The organism is Actinomycetes bacterium, from assembly GCA_022599915.1.
Lineage (GTDB): Bacteria > Actinomycetota > Actinomycetes > S36-B12.
Window position 1 is genome coordinate 1 of the sequence record JAHZLH010000045.1, and the last position, 19,755, is coordinate 19,755.

Here is a 19,755-nt window from a genome sequence, read left to right on the forward strand (position 1 = left end):
AGCCGAGTGGAGAAGGAGAACCACAAGTCATCGCCTTCCTGCAATGAACGGAAACTAGGCACATTCTCACTACGCTGACCGCCAGCGGTAATCCGGTAGGCACCCGAGAAGGACCCAGCCCGCGTCGGCGACGACGCCGCCGGCGGCGCACCCGGCAAGTTGTTCCACGGAGTGTCCTTGAACTGACCAAAGCCGCCATCCTCGAAGTCGCCAACCCACAACGGCGCAACACTAGGCTCCTGCGTCGGCTCCGCAGTCGGTTCCTGCGTCGGCTCCGCAGTCGGTTCAGAGTTACTCGCGGACACTGCCATTGTCGAGGACCAATCGGACTCGCATCCACTGGTCTCGAAGTCAGGCGCCCGCATGATTCGCACCTCGATCTCGCCTGCGTTGACTGGCTTGTCAGCAATGATCTCCGCCGATGACCAAGAATCGATGATCAACTGGCCGTTGTTGTAGACCCGCATACGCAGTTCCCCGCATCCTGAGTGAGCAAGACCGCCCGACAGTTGCCCGGAACTGGAAGCAGCCAAGGCCCAGGTGTCAGCTGTCTCGTCAGCCGTGAGGCGCCCCGAGTCCGCATCCTGAGTGGGCTCCTGGGTCGGCTCCTGGGTCGGCTCCTGGGTCGGCTCCTGAGTCGGCTCCTGAGTCGGCTCCTGAGTCGGCTCCTGAGTCGGCTCCTGAGTCGGCTCCTGGGTCGGCTCCTCGGTCGGCTGCGGCAGTGACACTGCCAACGCCCAATCCGCAGAGCAGTTCACTTTGCGCTTGGGTTTCGCAAGCATGAAGTCGACTGGGCCTGCCGCGGTAGCCGCACTGATCCGCACATCACGCCCGTTGCGGCTGTTATCGGAGTCGAGCGCAGTTCCATTCTGTGCCATGGTCACTCGGAGCCGACTGCAGTCGCCGGTATGCGAGAGCACGGCCGAAGAGGTGCCAGCGACGGCAGCCGTTACGGTGGCGGAGCCGCGGCGCTCACCGGACGGTAGCGAACCCGTCAGCAGTTCGTCTGCCGTGCTAGCTGCTAATAAAGTGTTCCGGTTGGCCTTGCGTGGCTTGTCGCTCTTGCACCACTTCTTCATCTTCTTGACGTTGTTCGTCTTCTTGGCCCGCTTGCACTTCTTGGCCTTCTTGGTCTTCTTGGCCTGCTTGGCCTGCTTGGCTCCCTCGTCAGCAGTCAGACCAGAACCGGTCACAACTGCAGCGGATCGCACAGCGGACGATTGGGCGCCTCCTGCGTGATTCGAGAGGGCACTGGCGCTAGCCGGGGCAGCTAGCGCGGCCATGAACAGCCCCGTGGTTACTACTGGTACGAAATGCGCCGTGAACTTCATGAAAGTGGGTTCGGTAGTCCGGCGACATCTCGTGACGACCGAGACTAGGCTTCACCCGTTTGGAGTAATGATCGCTGTCCTACCGACCACTCGTGGCTGCCGTACCCGCGATAGCCTCAGCAACGTTCAGGAGGAGATCACGTGGTCGACACTGCCGTTCTTGTAGTGAGCTATCGCCGGGCTGACCTGTTAGTACGCTGCCTAAACTCACTTGATCGATTCGCAGGTGACTCTCGCATCCTGGTGTGGGACAACAGATCTGATGGCACGGCTGAAATCAAGAAACTCGCCGCGAAATACCCAGACGTCGAATGGACCTTTCATCCGGAGAACATCGGCTTTTCTCGAGCGGTCAACCAAATGTCTTACTCTTGCCCGGAGAGCGACAAACTACTTTTCAATCCCGACGCGGAACTGATCCGAGATATTCGCCCACTCCAGCAAACTCTCAAATCTCATCCCGACATGGCGGCCGTGGCGCCCATGATCTTTGACAGCTCCCGGCACCCATGGGATAACGCCCATCGTCATCCAACAATGGCCCGTGCGCTGATCTCGAGGTTGGGTTACTCATCGCTCCTGCGGGGAACACCGTTGTCAGACAACTACTCGGCACCCCCACAAGGCGAACCTGGATACCTCAGCGGTGCTTGCCTGCTGATTTCCAAGGATGCCTGGGCAGATGTCGGCGGATTCGATGAACGCTACTTTCTGTACTCCGAAGAGGTGGACTGGCAAACTCGGGCCCGCAGCCGAGGTTGGCGGACGCGGATGGTGCCCGTAGTTGCGGCAAGGCACGCTACCGCAGGTACGGTGAGCGACAATCCGGGTGGCACCAGACTCAGTGATCAGCTCCTTATCGAGGGACAGATTCGTTTTCTTGGCGATCATCGGCACGCCTGGCAGGCGAAGACTTACCGGCGACTGGTGCCTCAGATCGACCGGCTGGTCACCGCTCGAGAAGCCCTCCGGCGCCGCGTCCATGCGCGGGAGTCCGCCGGAAACTCTGTCCGCCAGCAAGATCCTCCCAGCGAAACCTTCGCGAGATGGGCGGGCACGTCACCATGACCCGCCCTCGCGTCCTCCTGCTCGCCCCAGGCCCGGAAAGCCGAGGGGGGATGGACACCGTCGTGCGCACCATCTTGGACTCACCGTTGCGCGATCAACTGGATATGCAGCGATTGACGACCCACCGCCCGGGCGGCCCAGTAGCGAAGTTGCTCGCGGGGTTGGGTGGCTATCTGCGCCTCGTTGGCGAGATCGTTACTCATCGCCCGGATCTGGTCTGGATTCATGCAACTAGCGGCTTCTCGATCCGCCGCAAGGCCGCAGCTGCCGGACTCTTGCGCGCGCTGAGTGTTCCCTACATCTTTCACCTGCATAGCGCCAAGGTTGGGCGGCACCTGGCTCACGCGAACAAGTGGGAACGCGCGATTCTCGGGAATGTTCTTCGGCGAGCCGAGTCAGTCATCGTCCTCGATCCGTCCTGGGAAGAATGGCTCGCCGAACTCGACGTTACCGAGTCAATCTTCATCCCCAATCCGGTTGCGGTTCCCAACGAGATTCCCGATCCTGCGAGTCGACCACAGCTGGTAGTCCAGATCGGCAACGTCTCCCGCCCAAAGGGAGCTCCCGAAACCGCTGCGGGATTCCTTGCAATCGCCGATGAGTTCCCGCAGGCTCGACTGATACTTGCCGGAGAACTGCTGGAGCCAGAAGTTTCTGCTGTCATCGTCGGTGACCCCCACCGAGATCAGGTTGAACTACCAGGTTGGGTCGAACCAAACGCGGTCGCCGACTTGCTCGATGAGGCAGCGATTTTGGTGCTTGCCTCCCACGTCGAGGGCATGCCCATGGTTGTCCTCGAGGCGATGACACATGGCGCGACAGTGGTCTGCACTCCGGTGGGGGCCCTACCCAGCGTCATCCAAGACGGCCACAACGGCATCCTGGTCCCAGTCGGAGACTCTGCTGCTATCGCCCGCGCCCTGCGAACGCTCCTGAACCATCGGGATCGGGCGGCTCAGTTGGCGGCTAGGGCGCGCCAGACAGTACAAGACGCGTACTCGCTGCAGGCGGTACTTCCCAAGTACCGGGCAGTGATTCATGGCGCCATTGACCGCTACCGCTCATCCACCCGGAGGAGGCGTCGTGTGCGCCACTGAACGGACGGACAAAGCACCCCGAATCGTATTGCGGTCCGGTGCCGATGATGCGACTGCCTGGACAGCGGTGGCGATACTGCAAGACCACGGCTATTCGGTGACGCTCGATCGGGCTGGTCTACCACCCACACCACGCACCCCGATGCCGGTTCGATTCGCGCTGGGCGTTGATCGAGTGCTAGCCGCCGCCACACCAGGTTCCGAAAGCGAAGGTACGGCTAGCGGGCCAACCGCAATAGCTGGTGGTTTTCCCAGTGGCCCTTTTGTCCTGGTCACCCTCGGTGCTGCTGCGGCTCCACCCGAGATGGGCAGCGCCATAAGAGCGGAGATCGGCATTGAGTTCGACGGTCTTCCGGAAGGTCGACCGCCGGCCGCTGCGAGACTCGTGGCCGCACGAGCGCCAGCCGCCGGTTACCGTGTCACCGCTGCACTTCCTGGGTGGAAGAGCGCTACCACTATTGCAGCCGACGCCAGCCCCACCGCCTACACCGCCGCTGAGCAATCACTATTAGCGACTAGGCGCGCCGCTAATGATGTGGCGATAATCCTCCCGACGCTCCTTGCGGACGCGGTAACTCCGGTGGACCACCACCCACTCGTGACGCCCAGCACTGGATCGGCCAACGGATTCGCAACCCGACTGCTCACCGCCGACTTTCGCTCGTTTGCTCGCCGAGTCATTCGAAAAGCACTTCCCATTACCGACGAGTACTGGTCAGTCGCTGTCCTACCCGGAGACTGGCGAACGGCGAACTTTGGTGAAGCTTCGGTGCTACCGAATCCAAGAACCGGCTTCCTGGCGGACCCATTCCTCTTCGCGCATGACGGTCGGATGATGCTCTACGTCGAGGAATACGAATGGGAGACTGGCCGAGCTCGAATCAGTGCAGTCGAGTATCGCGACGGTAACTTCGGCGAGTTGCAGCCAGTAATCACCGAACCTTTTCACATGTCGTTCCCCTTCGTATTCGAGTACAACGGTCGGCTATTCATGACCCCGGAGTGCAGCGCCAGCGGAGAACTACGGCTCTATGAATGCATGGGATTTCCGTATGAATGGCGTTTCCGGGCAACGCTGCTGAAAGGTGACAAGTTCGTCGACCCGGTAATCCTTTCCCAAGATGGCCGCTGGTATCTCCTGGTCGGGAAAGCTGACGTAACAGGTGAAGTCAACAGCCGGTTGTATCTCTACCAAGCGGACGACCCAATCGCGGGAACCTGGCACCCGGTCCAACGACAACCAGTTGTCGCGGACGCTCGGCGAGCCCGAAACGGCGGGCTACTCCGGGAAGGCAACGACTGGATTCGAATCGGCCAAGAGCACGGTTTCGGTCGATATGGCAACGCCGCCACCCTCAACCGAATTCTCCATATCGGACCGACGGGTTATCAAGAGAGCCAAATCGGACGGATTCGCCCAACATGGCAACCCTGGCTGAGCGGAGTTCACCACTTGTCAGGCGCTGCCGGACATCTAGCCTTTGATTTTCGTCGCACCGCGCGCACAGGCCGCTAGATTCCTGACAAAACCGGAGTGCGCAACGGCTCTCCGATCAAGTGGACTGACTCGAGTCCGGTCGTTTCGGGGGTGAGTCTGGATCCGCAGTGGGGTGAGGTTCATCATCACCTTGAGTGACTTCTTCCTCATCGGCTTCACCTTTGCTCGCTGCAAAGGAAGTGAGGTCTTCCTGCCCACGTAGGTTGATTGCCGTGCGGCCTCGACTATCAGCCGGCAGCCCCCCTTGCGGAGACCGTTTGCGTCGATCAACTTGTGGCCACGTGGGTTCGACCTCTTCAGATCGTTCGATACCGAGTAGCCCATCAAAGACTCGCACGTAGCGCTTTCGCTGCACTTCCCAGTCCAACTCGGAGGCAACCCGCTCTCGGGCCGCCACTGCCAGTTCCGCGCGCCGTTCAGAGTCGTCGACCAGATTCGCAATAGCCTCAGCAAAACCCTCTTCATCGCCCGACGGAACATAGACCGCGGCATCGCCGGCGCTGACTCTGGTCTCGGTGAGATCGTAGGTAATGATGGGCAGAGCAAAGGCCATGTATTCCATGATCTTGTTCATGGTCGATACGTCGTTCAGGGCGCTCTTGGGATCTGGGCCGACTCCTACCGTGGCCGCTGACAAATAGTCCGCGATCATGTCCTTATCGGCCCTGCCGGTGAACGTGGTCCACTCGCCGATATCAAGTTCGTCAACCAGCGCGAGGAGATCGTCCATGGCATCACCAAAGCCCAAAAGAACCAGGTGGATGTCACGACGGCCCAGTTGATGAACGAGGTAGGCCATCGATCGCAAGAGGCTGTCGACCCCGTCTTGCGGACCCATGATGCCCAAATAGGCGACCACGTGGCGCCCCTCCGGCACCAGACCTCGCTCTGGCATTAGTGGCCGCATAGCCCCGGTGTCTGGTCCAGATCTGACGACTTCGATCTCGGCAGGTGGTATTCCTCCCCTAGTTTCGGCAATCCGGGCGTAGGAACGATTCGTCGCGATGACCCGGTGCGCACTGCGATAGGTCATCCGTTCAAGCCATAGCAATATCCGGTACTGCATCCACTGGCTGAGGGTGGCAGGAATCCCAAAGCGAGAAAGAAAGAGTTCCGGATTGAGGTCGTGCTGATCGAAAACGAATGACACCCCCTGGCGGCGAAAGAGTCGCGCAAGTGCCCAGTAGGTATCAGGCGGATTGCATGCCTGAATCACATCGAATCGACCAGCGCGCCAAATCTTGCGGGCTCGAACAGCCGTTCGCAGCCAGGACTCTGCGAACTCCCGGGCGTACCCCAACACACCTTGCGCTTGCGGTGACGGCGGGTACTTGTGAAGCTCGATTCCCGCCAAGATCTCGAATGGCGGATCACCTGGGCCCATCGGACAGATGACAGACACGCGATAGCCGGCATCGCGGAGCGCTTGCGCCTCCAGCCATACCCGGCGATCCAGCGGCAGCGGCAGATTTTGGACGATGATCAGGACGTGCGGCATTCTTCCTACCTACCCGTTCGCTCCAGCTTCTTAAGCGAAGACAGCCACCAGCCCGGTCCCGCTAACTCGCGGTTCGCGCCGACTGGGAACCTTGCTGACAACAGCAACCGTACCCCGCCAGGCCTTGACACAACTGCTGGGCGGAACGGCTGAACTCGAGGGGAGACTGTCATAGCGAGTCCGCAACTAGCGACGATGTAAGGACTCGTCCAGCTGTCCCTGCGACTGCAGGTGTCGCAACCAGCTCAGGCGCGTGAACTGGTTGTCGAACTGCCCCTGGGTCAGCCCATATTCGGTGTAGGCGTCGCGGAGTTGTGCAGCGCCTTGCTCAGTTGTCCATTCTGGTTGGTATTGCGGCAAGGCTTCGGTGATCTTGGCGAAATCCACCCGATAGGAGCGCGAATCGCCGCCCGCTTCACCCGTTATGGCAATGGATGTCCCAGGAACGACGCCAGCGACGATCTCGGCAATCTCGCTGACCCTGAGATTCTCGCTGGGCCGACCGACATTGAATGCTTGCTGATGGACGATAGCTCGATCGGCCGTCAGCGCTGCTAAGAATGCTGCCGCGATATCGCTGGCGTGCACCAAGGGCCGCCACGGTGTGCCATCGGACAACACCTTGATCTCGCCGGAGAGCAGGGCAAACCCGACGAGGTTGTTCACCACGATGTCTGCGCGAAGCCGCGGTGAAAATCCGAACGCAGTGGCATTACGTAGCGAAACCGGGGTGAAATTATCGTCGGCCATCTCGTTAATATCGGCTTCCACCCGCACCTTGCTGATGGCGTAGGGAGTCACCGGTTCCAACGGAGCCGACTCGTCGACCAAGCCGTCACCAGTTTGCACCCCGTAGACGGAGCAGGTTGACGAGTAGAGGAATCGCTCAACTCCGGCGGCTTTGGCAGCGGCCGCGAGTTTCACGCTCGCGTGATGATTGATGTCGTAGGTGATTTCTGGTGCCAGACTGCCCAGCGGATCGTTGGATAACGCCCCCAAATGGATGACCGCGTCAACACCACGCAGATGTGCTGTGGTGACGTCACGAAGATCGATCGCAATGGTCTCGTCGTCATCTGGCATCGGACCGAGGACGCATTCAGCGAAGTAGCCGGTGTCCAGACCGATCACCTCGTGTCCGGCGGCTTTGAGAACCGGGCTCATCACTGTCCCGAGATAGCCCTGATTGCCGGTAAGCAGAACCCGCATTATTCATCCTCTCGTCTCGGCGTCAGCGTCATTTTGTTGCAGGTGTAAGCCTCCGCGTAGGGTGCCCGACACTCCATACCACGCAGTCTGGCAAGGCCGCGAAACACTTTATCGTCGAACCAGTCTCGACCGATCTGAGACGGAAATGACTCCCGCAACAGGTCACATTTGCGGGCCATAACCTCCTCGTCGAGGGAGACGTAGATCCCCGGTGCGCCTCGACCGAGGTCGCCATCCCACTTGGGTATTTCGTAGCCGAGTACGAGATGGTCACGAAAGACTGTCGGCACAAGTTCGGCCAGCGTCCTATGGTCCTGATGAGCATCCACGAGTTGCGGACAGATGATTACATCCGGCGAGAAGCTTGCCGCTACCCGCGCTAGCGCGGTCTTCGCCGCCAGCCAGTGGTGGGGCACAAGGCCATCAGGCAGTTCGGCGAAAGATATCTCAGTTACGCATCCCGGCAGGAAGTTCGTCACGGCTCGCTCCGCTTCCACTTGCCGTTCCGCCGTGCTGGTCAAAATAAGCCCTTGATAGGTGAGATCACTGACGCTGTTTGCCAACGTCAGCAGCAGACCGCCTGCCCCTATCTCAAGATCATCGGGATGAGCTCCTAACCCGAGGACGCGCAGTGGTCCTGGTGGAAGGGTCAATGACATCACAGCATTTCGCCGTTCTTCCACAACGCCCAGGGTCGGTTGCCGCTTTGATACATCTTCTCCAACTCGGCCCGCTCTTTGACAGTGTCAGCCGGCATCCAGAAGCCACGGTGCATGTGAGCGTAGACCTTGCCGCTGCTTGACATCCGCTGAAGCGTGTCAGTCACCAAGTCCTCGCCCTCCTGAAGCTCGTCTAGTACCTCCTTGCGGAACACGAAGTAGCCACCATTTTGGGCAACATCAAGCTCGGTAACCGGAAGGATGCCGGTCACCCGGTCTTCAGCGTCCCGCTCGACCATGTGAAAAGCCATCTGCGGCGGCACTGCCAACAAGGACGCCGCGTACTGCGGATTGGCCGCCATGTTGGCGATGATTTCGTTCATGGGAGCGTCGGTGAGGGTATCGGCATAGTTGGCCAAGAACATTTCTTCGCCAGCCAGATATGGTTTGACCCGACGAAGCCGCTCGCCAATGGGAGTTTCCAGACCGGTATCGACGAAGGTGATCGTCCAGTCATAGATGTCGTGGGAGAGCAACTCCACCCCACCACCGCGTCTGAGCACAAAGTTGTTTGATGTGGTCTCGCGGTAGTGCAAGAAGAACTCTTTGATGTGGTGAGCGCCAAAGCCCAAACACAAGATGAACTCCTTGTGCCCGAAATGAGCGTAGTAGCGCATGACGTGCCACAGCAGCGGTCGCTCTCCCACTCGGACCATCGGCTTGGGAACATCGTCTCGACCTTCCCTCATCCGCATGCCATAGCCGCCACAAAACAGAACTACCTTCATCGAAAGATCACCACACCTCAAGTTCTGGAATCGGCACTGCGAGACGTCCACCCCAGTCACGGACGTACTCAAGTTGGGCCGCTATCTCCTTGCGAAGATTCCACGGCAGGATGAGCACTACGTCGGGCTGTTGATCGGCGATGGCTTCCGGCGGCAAAACGGGAATGTGCGAACCAGGCAAGAACATGCCGTGTTTGTTGGGGTTCATGTCGACGGTAAACGGCAACAGATCGGCCCGAATACCGCAATGATTCAGGAGTGTGTTTCCTTTGCCGGGAGCACCGTAACCAACGACAACTCGTCCCGCTCTTTTCTCTTGTATGAGGAACTCGAGCAGATTGGCTTTGACCGTGTCCACTTCAGCTGCGAATCCACTGTGGCCGGCCACCGAATCCAAACCTGCCGCGGCCTCATCCGCCAGCACCTTGGCTGCCGCAGCAGTGGGCTGACCCGCTCCAGCGGAATGTTGCACGAAGAGACGAAGCGAACCGCCGTGTGACGGCAACTCCTCGACGTCTACAACGACCAGGTCAGACAGCGCTAGCGCTCGTTGCGCGGTTAGAAGCGTGAAGTAGGAAAAGTGCTCATGGTAAATCGTGTCGTATTGCCGCAGTTCGATGAGACGCAGCAGATGTGGAAACTCCAACGTGATGGTCCCCTGTGGCGCCAGCAGTGTGGCGAGGCCAGCTACGAAGTCGTGCAGATCGGGGACATGAGCGAAGACATTATTTCCGGCCAGCAAGTCAGCCTTGCCGTAGGTCGCGACGATCCGACTGGCAGATTCCTGGCCGAGAAATACCTTTTCAGTTCTCACTCCTTCCGTAATCGCCACTTCTGCCACATTTCCAGCAGGCTCAATACCCAGGACCGGGATGTCAGCCGCAACAAAATTGCGCAGCAGGTAGCCATCGTTGCTGGCAACCTCCATCACTAAGGACGCATTGCCCAATGAAAGCCTTTCAATCATTCGCTGGCTGTACAGCTCAGCGTGACGGAGCCACGAGGAAGAGTACGACGAGTGATAGGCGTACTCATCAGTGAAGATTTCGTCAGGGGGTATGTACTCCGGAAGTTGGACCAACAAGCACTTCTCGCAGATCCTTACGTTCAGTGGGTAGAACGCTTCAGCGCCATCCACGCGCTCGGCACTGAGGAAGTCCTCACACGGGGGCGACATCCCTAAGTCCACGAAGGTTTTGGTCAGTTCAGTCGCACATATCCGGCAACGACGTGTCTCCACTGGCCTTCCTCCAACCTTGGTACGGCTCAGTCTTGCACCTTCGCTTCCGATTTGCCCACGATGAGTCCGGACTGCTGTTGCACTTACCCGGCCCTGCCAGTCAGTGCCGCACCCGACCCGGCCACAGGTCAACAGCCAACGCTTGCTCCAGGCCAGCAATGGTGCCCAAATCGGGCACTACCTTGCCGGTCAGCAGTCGCGACAGCGAGGTCGGATCCATGCCCGCCGGTTGTGCGGCAGCTCGCAAAGTGAGCCCTCGGTCGTCAATGCAGCGTTGTAGCCGCTGCACGAGTGCGGCTGTCGTCGTCGCGTATACCGGAGCGTCAGCCGCGAAAGGACCGCTGGGCCACTCACCATCCTCGGCGAGCCACTCCACCGGTGGCAGATATCGACGGGAGGCCATACCTGAGTGTGACAGGGGCACTACGCTGTGAGGCAGAGGAGGACCACATGTCCGAACATCTCCGGTTGACCTTCCCAGAAGATCAAGTCACCGAACCTGTGATCTATCACATCGTGAAGGACTTCGACGTCGTACCGAACATTCGCCGGGCCGCCATCGAAAACCACTTCGGCTGGCTCATCATCGAGTTGGACGGGACTCCTAGCAATATCGACGCAGCCAAGGCCTACCTCACCACCCAGGGCATCAAGGTGGACAGCGCCGAAGGCGACATTGTCGCTGGCTAACGCCGGCGCACTGCTCACCCGACCAGCCAGCCCGGCGCCACGTTGAGCAGCGGCTATTGGCTGCCACAGTCACCGAACAGCGCGACCACGCTAATTCTCGAGGTCGACGGCAGTGCCAAATCCGGCCCCGACCTCGGCAACCATCCGCTCCATCGTCGCAGCGGGCACCGCGGAATCCACTGTCAGTAGCGTCAGCGCGCGGCCACCGGCCGTGGTCCGACCGACCTGCATACCGGCGATGTTGATGCCGGCTTCGCCGAGAATCTGACCCAAACTGCCGACCACACCGGGGCGATCAACGTAGCCCAAGACGGCCATGTGCTCGGTGATCGCCACTTCGACGTCGAACTCATCGACCTCGACCAGGCGCGGCTCATGCCGGGGACCGACGACCGTCCCGGCAACGGTGCTGCGACTGCCATCTACCTGAGTGGCAACGACCCGGACCACATTGCGGTGGTCGGAAGATTCCGAGTCAGTCCGCAGACTCACCTCAATACCTCGACCCTTGGCCATGATGGGTGCGTTGACATACGACACCGGATCATCAACGAGTTGCCCAATCAGCCCCTTCAAGGACGCCAATTCCAGCACCCGAACGTCTTCACCGGCAACTTCGCCGAGGACCTCGACATCGACCCGCTCGATGGGGTTGGTGGACAACCGGCACAGGATGGCGCCCAGTTTTTCCGCCAGCGGCAGCAGTGGCTTCACCTCTTGGGCGAGCACCCCACCCTGAACGTTGACCGCATCGGGAACAAGTTCGCCAGACAGCGCCAGTCGAACGCTGCGTGCGACCGAGACACCAGCCTTCTCTTGCGCCTCGCCGGTGCTGGCACCCAAGTGCGGAGTGGCGACCACGCTTTCCAGTTCGAACAGCGGGGAATCGGTGCAGGGCTCCTTGGCGTAGACATCCAGTCCCGCCCCAGCAACTCGGCCGTCGACAATCGCGCTGTGCAGGGCGGCCTCATCCACGATGCCACCGCGGGCGGCGTTGATGATCCGCACCTCTGGCTTGACCTTGTGCAGCGCCTCGTCTCCGATCAGACCGATGGTTTCCGGAGTCTTGGGCAGGTGGACGGTGATGAAATCGGCCCGAGCGAGCAGTTCATCCAGTTCCACCATTTGCACGCCGAGCTGGGCGGCCCGGGCGGGCTGCACAAACGGATCGTAGGCGATCAGTTGCACGCCGAAGGCGCTCAGCCGCTGTGCGACGAGGACCCCAATCCGGCCGAAGCCGACCACACCGACCACCTTGTCGGCGAGCTCAACCCCGCTGTACTTGGAGCGCTTCCATTCACCAGCCCGCAGTGCCTCGTTGGCGGGAACCACATTGCGCGCCGAGGCGAGCAACAGCGCGACCGCAAGTTCGGCGGCGCTGACGATATTCGAGGTGGGTGCGTTCACCACCATGACGCCCGCCTCAGTGGCGGCTTTGACATCTACGTTGTCCAGCCCGACGCCAGCACGCGCTACCACCTTGAGGTTCTTCGCAGCGGCGATCGCTTCTGCGTCCACTTTGGTGGCTGATCGCACCAGGATCGCGTCGACATCAGCGATAGCGGGGATCAGTTCCTCACGGTTCGCGCCGTTGCAGTAGCGAATCTCGAAATCGGGACCGAGCGCATCGACAGTGGCGGGTGAGAGTTCCTCAGCGATGAGGACGACAGGCTTGCTCACAGCAGGTTTCTCCAGACCTGGGGGATGGACCGCTCCAGTGTACGTCCCGGCTTGTGAACCGTTTCACGAGCGGTCGGCAGGTCCGGTCAGTCCGATGCTGCGCTGGCGATTAGTTGCTGGATGAGGGAATTTTGGGCAGCAGCCAGTCCAGGAAGGCGTCTTGGGAGCGAGTCTGGGTGTAGATCACGCCCGGTCCGGTCAAGTCCACCACTAGGCCCTCACCGGACAGGAAGGTAGATTTCCAGTTGCCCACCTTGCGGACGTTGTATTGCACTCCCTCAGACCAACCGACCATGTGCCCGGTGTCGACGGTGTAACTCTCCCCGGCCGCCAACTGTTTGGCATCGATGGCGCCATACGACGAAACCAGCAGTTCACCATGTCCGGAGCATTTCAGGATGAACAGCCCCTCGCTGCTGAAGAAGGTCTTGCCACCCCCGAATTTGGTGTCGACCTCGATTCCCATCGCGGAAGCGAGGTAGGCACCGGACTGGAGGTAGACCGTCTGGCCCGTCAATTGCCAGGACACAATGTCACCCGGCAGCGTCGGCGCAAAGGTGACAGTGCCGCCAGCGTTTCCGGCAGTGAAGGTGTTCATAAAGAACGACTCGCCGCCGAGTACCGACCGCTTCAGGCCCTTCATCAATCCGCCCTGGGTGCTGGTCTCAATCTCCACCCCCGCCATACCCAGCATCGCGCCGGCCTCAGCCTTGCAGGCCTCGCCCGGACTAAGCGTCACCTCGGCAGAAGCAAACGACGGTGAAAACTTGATCTCCGAGTGCATGTTGGCCTCCCAAGCCAGCGGCCGGCGATTCCGGCGCACCTTCTGCTCGCCAATCTAGGCGACTAGTCGTTACTGGCGCGGGATGACAACCCAGAACGGGCGGAAACTCATCCAGGTTGACTATATCGATTTTCGTTATTATCGTTTATCGTTGTATCGACTAACGATATGCCAGGAGGAGCCATGGCCGGTGAAGAACAGTCGCACAGCACCGCAGAACGATTCGGTCAGCCGATTGCGTTGGTGCTGTGGCTGGGTGCAGCGGTAGCGCTGGTCACAGCGATAGCACTACCGGTACAGCAACTGCTGCAGTCCGGTGGTGCTGCGACGCTGGACATCGACAACCCCGGTAGCCGCGAACTCCTTGCAACCGTGCCCGGGCTACCCCCAAATACCTACCTGGAACCGCCCTACAACGGCTTGACGGTCAACGTGGTGGTCGAGTCAGACCCCACCGGTGAGCCGATCCCCTGGACTTTGCGACTACTCACTGATCTCGGGACCTCGATGTGGGCGGCAGGTCTGGGAATAGTGGCAGCGTTGCTCGCGATCCTGCTGACCCGCATCGCCGCTGGGAACCCCTTCCACCGAGGCAATGCGTCATTGTTGCGGTGGCTCGCCCTGACGATCGCGGTGGCCAGCGCTGGCGCAGACACCCTCAACTTGCTCGCGGCCCACGCCTTTGTGGACTACCTGGATCTATCCGCGCCACTGGAAGCGGTTCATTACTACTCGATTCCACCGTTTTTCCTGGCGCTACTGATCTTGCTGTTGGCGTCAGCCTTTGCCCGCGGTCGTGCGCTGCAAGAAGACGTTGAGGGGCTGGTGTGACATGCGTGACGACATGAACGTGGTCTGCCAACTCGACCAACTACTCGCTGATCGAGGGATGACGGTGGCCGAACTCTCGCAACGAGTCGGCGTCACCCCCGTCAACTTGAGCATCTTGAAGAACAACCGGGCCAAAGCGATCCGGTTTAGCACCCTGATCGCGCTGTGCGAGGTCCTGGGAGTCCAGGTCGGCGACCTCTTCGCCATCGAGCCGGATCCGTCTTCCCCCACCACGAAAGGAGATCCGTCATGAGCAGCACTTCCGCTCAGCCATCCCAACCCTTCCCCACCGCGAGCGCACCCGGGCAGACCGGCGCCACCTCGTCGCCACAACGACGCAGTCAACCTGATCGTTCCCCCGGCTGCGTGCCGCCCCCAAGTGGCGCCTGGCAAGGCGTGTCCTGGTTCGCCTTCGGCCTGGGAGCCATCACCTTCCTCTACACCGCCTGGTACTCCCCCGGCCTAGCGGCATCGGATCGGTTCTTCCTCTACACCGCGGTGCTGTTTTCGTTCTTCGGCAGCTTGTCGGTCAGCAAATCAGTGCGCGACCGTACCGAAGGTGTGCCGATCACCGGACTGTTTTATGGCCTGTCCTGGGTCGCGGCCGCCACACCCTTCCTGCTCGTGGCCTACAACTTGGCGTTCTACTCCACGATGCCGGAAGTCAATCGGGCGCTGTTGGGCATGGCCTACGCACTAGCCACCTTCGCCGTGCTAGCGATCGCCAAGAACGAGCGGGACAAGGCAGCGATGCAAACAACTGACTAGCCCACGACAGCGAGACCGGGTGCGCCTGATCCGCGCGCCCGGTTCGCTGCTGCCATCAGTCGACTCTGGTTAGTGCAGGTGCGAGTTGTCCCCGAGCCCACCACACTGACGCCATGACCACTGTTCTCATCACCGGATCCACTGACGGCATTGGGCTACGGACGGCACAAGTCCTTGCGGCGCAAGGAGTCGACGTTATGGTTCATGGCCGGTCGCAAGAAAGAGTGGAAGCCGCGGTGGCCAGCATCGGTGATCGGGCAGTAGCGGGACTTGTAGCCGACCTATCCGACCTCGACCAGGTCCCCGAACTAGCAGGTGCAGCCAGTGCAGCCGATGTGCTGATCAACAACGCTGGCGTGTACGAGCGGGAACGAGTGACCAATGCCGACGGCGAAGAAATCATGTGGACGGTCAACCATATGGCGCCATCGTTGCTAACTGCGTTGCTGCTGCCGACGATGCCCGAGCGGGGGCGGGTGATCTTCCTATCGTCCACAGCCCACGGTCGGGGCAAGTTCGATCTAGACGACCCCGGCTATGCCGAGCGCCGCTATAACCACTTCCGCGCCCACATGACCACCAAACTGGCCAACCTGCTGATGGCTCGTGAATGGGCGCGGCGACAGGATCGGGTGGATTTCTACGCGGTGCACCCGGGAGTAATTGGCACCAAGTTGATGACCACCGGTTTCCGCAAAGACGGCGTCAACAGCCTGGATGAGGGCGCAGCCGCAGTCACATTCGCCGCCCTTGATCCATCACTGGTAGGTCAGTCCGGCGCATTTCTGGCTGAGAACGCCATCACCGAGCCGACCGGCCCGGGTTTGGACAACGAGTTAGCCGCCGAAGTCTTCGACTACACGATGGAACAGCTAGGGCTGCCCCACTAAGCCGCCATCCGTCGGTTCGTGATCGTTTCGAGGCCATGTTCAACGACGAAATGAGGCACTGACCAGGGAAAACCGTGGTTGTCGAGCCCCAGTTTCCGGTTCAGGAAGGCTCATCCCCTGGACGCACACCTCTCATACAGTTCCTGCGATTTCAGTGACTGCCGACGAGCCGAATCTGATCGGCACCGCGGGCTGGCTTCCGATGTTGGAGTTGACTGACCAACTCGGCCTGCCGGGGCTGGTGAGTGAGCATGTGTATCTGCCCCCCCACCGGAATCGATGGTGCTGCGGCCAATGCGCCGCCCGAGGCTTTGAGCTTGATCGCGGCGATGAGTGCGGGGGCGGATTCGATCGAGGACATTGACGTGATCCGTCACGGTGGCATGCCACTGGTCTTCGACCAGATGCGGGCGGCCACGACCATCGAACGACGCTTGCGGGCCTACCGGTTCGGCATGAGCCAAACCCATCACTGGGACCCCACAAACCAAGATCAACTCCATACCAACCGACGGGTTCAGGCTCAGATTAGATTCGCTGCCGTCGGCGACCGTCATCTAGGTGAACTGGGGCAGCGACGTGACAACACGGTGGCCTCTTGCGGATAGGATCGAAGGACCTAGAACAACTATTGGCCATTATCGATGTTTCAGGACGGACCCTCATGAGCCTGCGAAACTTCACCGCTGCGGTCGTGACCGTATCGTTGGCAGTGGTGGTGATTCCGGCCCTGCCAGCACAAGCCGCGGCGCCCACTTCTGTCACCCCAGCTCAGACAGCGCACACCACCGCTCCGATGGCAGCGAAAGCGACCAAGAAGCGTGGCATCAAAGTCGAAGACGCATCCGTTTCCGCGGATGGTCGACTGGTTACCGCCAGGCTGAAATGGGACGCCCGGCTGCGCAAGCGTGACGGCAACAATCACCGCTTCCATATGCGCCTTGTCGCGGTCAAGAAGAATGGGAAGGCCCATGAACTGGACCAGTTCTCGACCAAAAAACTGAAGGCGAAACACAGCAACGTCGTAACCAACCTGGGGCGCAAGAAAGCCAAGCGGGCTCGCAACGCACACGGCCTCGTATTGAGCCTCACTCAACAGCACGACCATCCCGACGACGGCGACAAGCTGTATGAAAGCACTTTTGTCACAACCATCAGCGCCGTTAACCGAAGCGCCTGGCCGCCGGAACCCCCGCGCGTGGTCTTCAACGACCCCAAGCAGTTCGGTATGAAGGATTGTAAGGACGTCAAGTTACAACCCGGAGCGGACCTGACCTCCTGCTACCTGGCTCAGGCGCATCTGGAGCGAGCAGACCTGTCCGGTGCGATCCTGTCGAACACGGACCTGTCCCGCACCAAACTATCCGGGGCGAACCTGTCCGGCGCTAAGGTGACCGGATGCACCGACAGGAGGGGGATTTCTCTATTGATGCCGTTGCAGGAGTGCATTGATCCACCACTCTTTACAGTGGACTTTGAAGGCGCGGACCTGACCAACGCCGACCTGCGCGGCGCACAGCTACCCCTCGCTACCTTCGGCAGAGCCAAACTCGACAGCGCGAAACTGTACGGCGCGGAAATGTCCCACGCGAACTTTCTCTACACGGACCTGACCCGCGCGGATCTGAGAAACATGAACCTGCAAGAAGCGTCAATGGTCAATGTAAACCTGACCGACGCGAACCTCACCAGCGCGCACATGTTTTCCGCCTGGTTAGACAAGGCGACCTTGACCAGAGCCAATCTCACTTCCGCGAACCTAGCCCACGCGTACCTGAACAGCGCAAACGTGACCCACGCGAACCTGACCAAAACGAACCTGACCCAGGCGGACCTGCGCGCGAAGCTCATGTACGCGAACCTGACCGAAGCGAACCTGACCGAAGCGGACCTGCCGTACGCGGACCTAACCGGCGCGAATCTGTACGGCGCGGACATGACCGGCGCGAAATTGGAGTTACCCGGCTTTAGTAGCTCTAGGTCGCGCTTCTGCAACACCACCATGCCGGACGGTCGCATCAACAACGACAGTTGCTGACCAGCGCACCAGCTTGATCAGCGGGCAGCGGTGCCTTCGACGTAGTCCTCGTCGTCGCCTTCGACCCAAGCCATCAGCTTGCGTAGGTCACGACCGGTGCCCTCAATCGGGTGCTGCTCGCCCTTGGCGCGCAACTCCAGGAACTCCGGGCCGCCAGCATCTTGGTCCTTGATGAACCGATCAGCGAACTCACCGGACTGAATGTCGGCGAGCACCGCCTGCATGTTCTCCTTCACCCGCGGATCGATCACTCGGGGTCCGGAGACATAGTCGCCGTACTCGGCGGTGTCGGAAACGCTCCAGCGCTGCTTGGCGATACCGCCCTCGTACATCAGGTCCACGATGAGCTTTAGCTCGTGCAGGCACTCGAAGTAGGCGACCTCAGGCTGGTAGCCAGCCTCGACCAGGGTTTCGAAGCCGTACTGCACCAACTGCGAAGCACCGCCGCACAGCACTGCCTGCTCACCGAACAGGTCCGTCTCGGTCTCCTCGGTGAAGGTGGTCTTAATACCACCCGCACGCAGCGAACCGATCGCCTTGGCGTATGACAGCGCCAGCGGCCAGGCCTGACCGGTAGCGTCCTGCTCCACCGCGATGATGGCGGGCACGCCACGACCGGCCGCGTACTCGCGACGCACCAGGTGGCCGGGACCCTTGGGGGCGACCATGGCCACATCCACTGTGGCCGGTGGCTTGATGTAGCCGAACCGAATATTGAAGCCGTGCGCAAAGAACAGCGCATCACCATCTTGCAGGTTGGGGGCAATCGCCTCGTTGTAGAGGTCGCGCTGGGCCGGATCCGGCACCAGCACCATGATCACGTCAGCCTCGGCGGACGCAGTGGCGGGGTCCACGACCCGCAACCCTTCAGCCTCAGCCTTGGCCCGACTGCCGGAGCCTTCCTTCAAACCGACCCGGACATCGACGCCGGAGTCGCGAAGGCTGAGCGCGTGGGCGTGACCCTGGGAGCCATAGCCCAAGATCGCAACCACCCGATTTTGGATGATCGACAGGTCAGCGTCATTGTCGTAGAACAGCGTGGCCACAGGAAGTCCTCTTCTCACTGGGGCGCGGCCGGTGGGGCCGCAGGGGATTCAAAAGAATCGCGGATACAAGGGAATTATTAGTTAAGGATACGGTCGCGGTCAGGCGGCGCTGCGGCCACCCGTCCTCAAGCGCTGCGAAGCTGGCGTTCACTCATGCCTTTGGTGCCACGGCTGACCGCCACGGCACCGGACTGCACGAGTTCTTTGATGCCAAACGGTTCCAGCACCCGCAGCAAGGCATCGAGCTTGCCGTGGTCGCCGGTCGCTTCGACTGTCAGCGCATCGGGTGCCACATCCACGACCTTGGCCCGGAACAGGTTCACGGTTTCCAGGATGTGGCTGCGGCTGTCGTTGGTGCTGGCCACTTTGACCATGATCAGTTCCCGCTGGACGCTGTTGGCGTCTTCCAACTCCACGATCTTGATGACGTTCACCAGCTTGTTTAGCTGCTTGGTGACCTGTTCCAGCGGCAGATCCGCCACGCTGACCACGATGGTCATCCGAGATACGCCATCCTTCTCGGTCGGGCCGACCGCCAGGCTTTCGATGTTAAAGCCACGCCGGGAGAACAGCCCAGCAATGCGGGCGAGCACGCCCGGGACGTCCTCCACCAGAACAGACAATGTGTGCCGTGACATTG

The 19,755-nt window shown here is 60.6% G+C and carries 20 protein-coding genes and 1 pseudogene; 10 read left to right on the plus strand and 11 right to left on the minus strand.

Translation table 11 applies throughout. From position 1 onward, the window contains the following. Positions 1-1,193 (minus strand): PT domain-containing protein (locus K0U62_07420; GenBank protein ID MCH9801343.1); only part of this gene is annotated, 1,193 nt, incomplete at its 3' end. Between the two features lie 279 nt (positions 1,194-1,472). On the opposite strand from K0U62_07420, the gene K0U62_07425 reads away from it, so the two are divergent. The 3 genes from K0U62_07425 to K0U62_07435 are packed head-to-tail and all read left to right on the plus strand — an operon-like array spanning position 1,473 to position 5,012. Beyond that, positions 1,473-2,399 (plus strand): glycosyltransferase family 2 protein, encoded by a 927-nt coding sequence (locus K0U62_07425; GenBank protein ID MCH9801344.1) that lies wholly within the window; start codon positions 1,473-1,475, stop codon positions 2,397-2,399. A 50-nt stretch (positions 2,400-2,449) separates the two neighbouring features. Then, positions 2,450-3,496, plus strand: coding sequence for a glycosyltransferase family 4 protein (locus K0U62_07430; GenBank protein MCH9801345.1), 1,047 nt, complete (start codon positions 2,450-2,452; stop codon positions 3,494-3,496). Then, positions 3,483-5,012, plus strand: coding sequence for a hypothetical protein (locus K0U62_07435; protein ID MCH9801346.1), 1,530 nt, complete (start codon positions 3,483-3,485; stop codon positions 5,010-5,012). Before K0U62_07430 ends, K0U62_07435 begins: the two co-directional genes overlap by 14 nt. A 37-nt stretch (positions 5,013-5,049) precedes the next feature. Here the strand turns inward: K0U62_07435 and K0U62_07440 are convergent, their stop codons facing one another. The 6 genes and pseudogenes from K0U62_07440 to K0U62_07465 form a co-directional block, all read right to left on the minus strand. Beyond that, entirely contained in the window at positions 5,050-6,492 is a 1,443-nt protein-coding gene (locus K0U62_07440; protein MCH9801347.1) for a glycosyltransferase family 4 protein, read from the minus strand. Positions 6,493-6,678: 186 nt separating this feature from the next. Then, complete coding sequence (locus tag K0U62_07445) at positions 6,679-7,701, minus strand: SDR family oxidoreductase (protein MCH9801348.1); 1,023 nt, start codon at positions 7,699-7,701, stop codon at positions 6,679-6,681. Further along, a complete protein-coding gene (locus K0U62_07450; protein MCH9801349.1) occupies positions 7,701-8,360 on the minus strand; it encodes a PIG-L family deacetylase in 660 nt (219 codons plus the stop codon). Before K0U62_07450 ends, K0U62_07445 begins: the two co-directional genes overlap by 1 nt. Continuing rightward, entirely contained in the window at positions 8,360-9,148 is a 789-nt protein-coding gene (locus tag K0U62_07455) for a glucose-1-phosphate cytidylyltransferase (GenBank protein ID MCH9801350.1), read from the minus strand. The genes K0U62_07450 and K0U62_07455 overlap by 1 nt, the downstream gene beginning before the upstream one ends. A 7-nt stretch (positions 9,149-9,155) precedes the next feature. Then, a pseudogene (locus tag K0U62_07460) lies at positions 9,156-10,373 on the minus strand (class I SAM-dependent methyltransferase). 115 nt (positions 10,374-10,488) lie between these two features. Beyond that, positions 10,489-10,791: a helix-turn-helix domain-containing protein gene (locus K0U62_07465; GenBank protein ID MCH9801351.1), complete on the minus strand. Its 303-nt coding sequence runs from the start codon at positions 10,789-10,791 to the stop codon at positions 10,489-10,491. 47 nt (positions 10,792-10,838) lie between these two features. Between K0U62_07465 and K0U62_07470 the strand changes: the two genes are divergently transcribed. Further along, complete coding sequence (locus tag K0U62_07470) at positions 10,839-11,078, plus strand: NIL domain-containing protein (protein MCH9801352.1); 240 nt, start codon at positions 10,839-10,841, stop codon at positions 11,076-11,078. A gap of 90 nt (positions 11,079-11,168) precedes the next feature. On the opposite strand, the gene serA is transcribed toward K0U62_07470, so the two are convergent. Continuing rightward, complete coding sequence (serA, locus tag K0U62_07475) at positions 11,169-12,758, minus strand: phosphoglycerate dehydrogenase (GenBank protein MCH9801353.1); 1,590 nt, start codon at positions 12,756-12,758, stop codon at positions 11,169-11,171. 109 nt (positions 12,759-12,867) lie between these two features. Then, positions 12,868-13,542, minus strand: a complete 675-nt coding sequence (locus K0U62_07480; GenBank protein ID MCH9801354.1) for a TIGR00266 family protein — start codon at positions 13,540-13,542, stop codon at positions 12,868-12,870. A gap of 183 nt (positions 13,543-13,725) precedes the next feature. Here K0U62_07480 and K0U62_07485 point away from each other — a divergent pair, with 183 nt between their 5' ends. From K0U62_07485 to K0U62_07510, 6 genes are all read left to right on the plus strand, one after another. Beyond that, positions 13,726-14,373, plus strand: coding sequence for a DUF2975 domain-containing protein (locus tag K0U62_07485; protein ID MCH9801355.1), 648 nt, complete (start codon positions 13,726-13,728; stop codon positions 14,371-14,373). Positions 14,374-14,386: 13 nt separating this feature from the next. Then, positions 14,387-14,626 carry a helix-turn-helix transcriptional regulator gene (locus tag K0U62_07490; GenBank protein MCH9801356.1) on the plus strand — a complete coding sequence of 80 codons (240 nt, stop codon included), beginning with the start codon at positions 14,387-14,389 and terminating at the stop codon, positions 14,624-14,626. Further along, the gene (locus K0U62_07495) at positions 14,623-15,141 is read left to right on the plus strand and encodes a hypothetical protein (GenBank protein MCH9801357.1); all 519 of its coding nucleotides are present in this window, start codon (positions 14,623-14,625) and stop codon (positions 15,139-15,141) included. The genes K0U62_07490 and K0U62_07495 overlap by 4 nt, the downstream gene beginning before the upstream one ends. Before the next feature lie 113 nt (positions 15,142-15,254). Further along, positions 15,255-16,031 (plus strand): SDR family NAD(P)-dependent oxidoreductase, encoded by a 777-nt coding sequence (locus K0U62_07500; GenBank protein MCH9801358.1) that lies wholly within the window; start codon positions 15,255-15,257, stop codon positions 16,029-16,031. A gap of 251 nt (positions 16,032-16,282) precedes the next feature. After that, positions 16,283-16,639, plus strand: a complete 357-nt coding sequence (locus tag K0U62_07505; GenBank protein ID MCH9801359.1) for a hypothetical protein — start codon at positions 16,283-16,285, stop codon at positions 16,637-16,639. Positions 16,640-16,827: 188 nt separating this feature from the next. Next, positions 16,828-18,069 (plus strand): pentapeptide repeat-containing protein, encoded by a 1,242-nt coding sequence (locus K0U62_07510; protein ID MCH9801360.1) that lies wholly within the window; start codon positions 16,828-16,830, stop codon positions 18,067-18,069. Positions 18,070-18,086: 17 nt separating this feature from the next. Here K0U62_07510 and ilvC read toward each other — a convergent pair whose 3' ends face one another. Continuing rightward, positions 18,087-19,115, minus strand: coding sequence for a ketol-acid reductoisomerase (gene ilvC / locus K0U62_07515; protein ID MCH9801361.1), 1,029 nt, complete (start codon positions 19,113-19,115; stop codon positions 18,087-18,089). Between the two features lie 125 nt (positions 19,116-19,240). Then, positions 19,241-19,753, minus strand: a complete 513-nt coding sequence (gene ilvN / locus K0U62_07520; GenBank protein ID MCH9801362.1) for an acetolactate synthase small subunit — start codon at positions 19,751-19,753, stop codon at positions 19,241-19,243. Between the last annotated feature and the right edge of the window lie 2 nt (positions 19,754-19,755).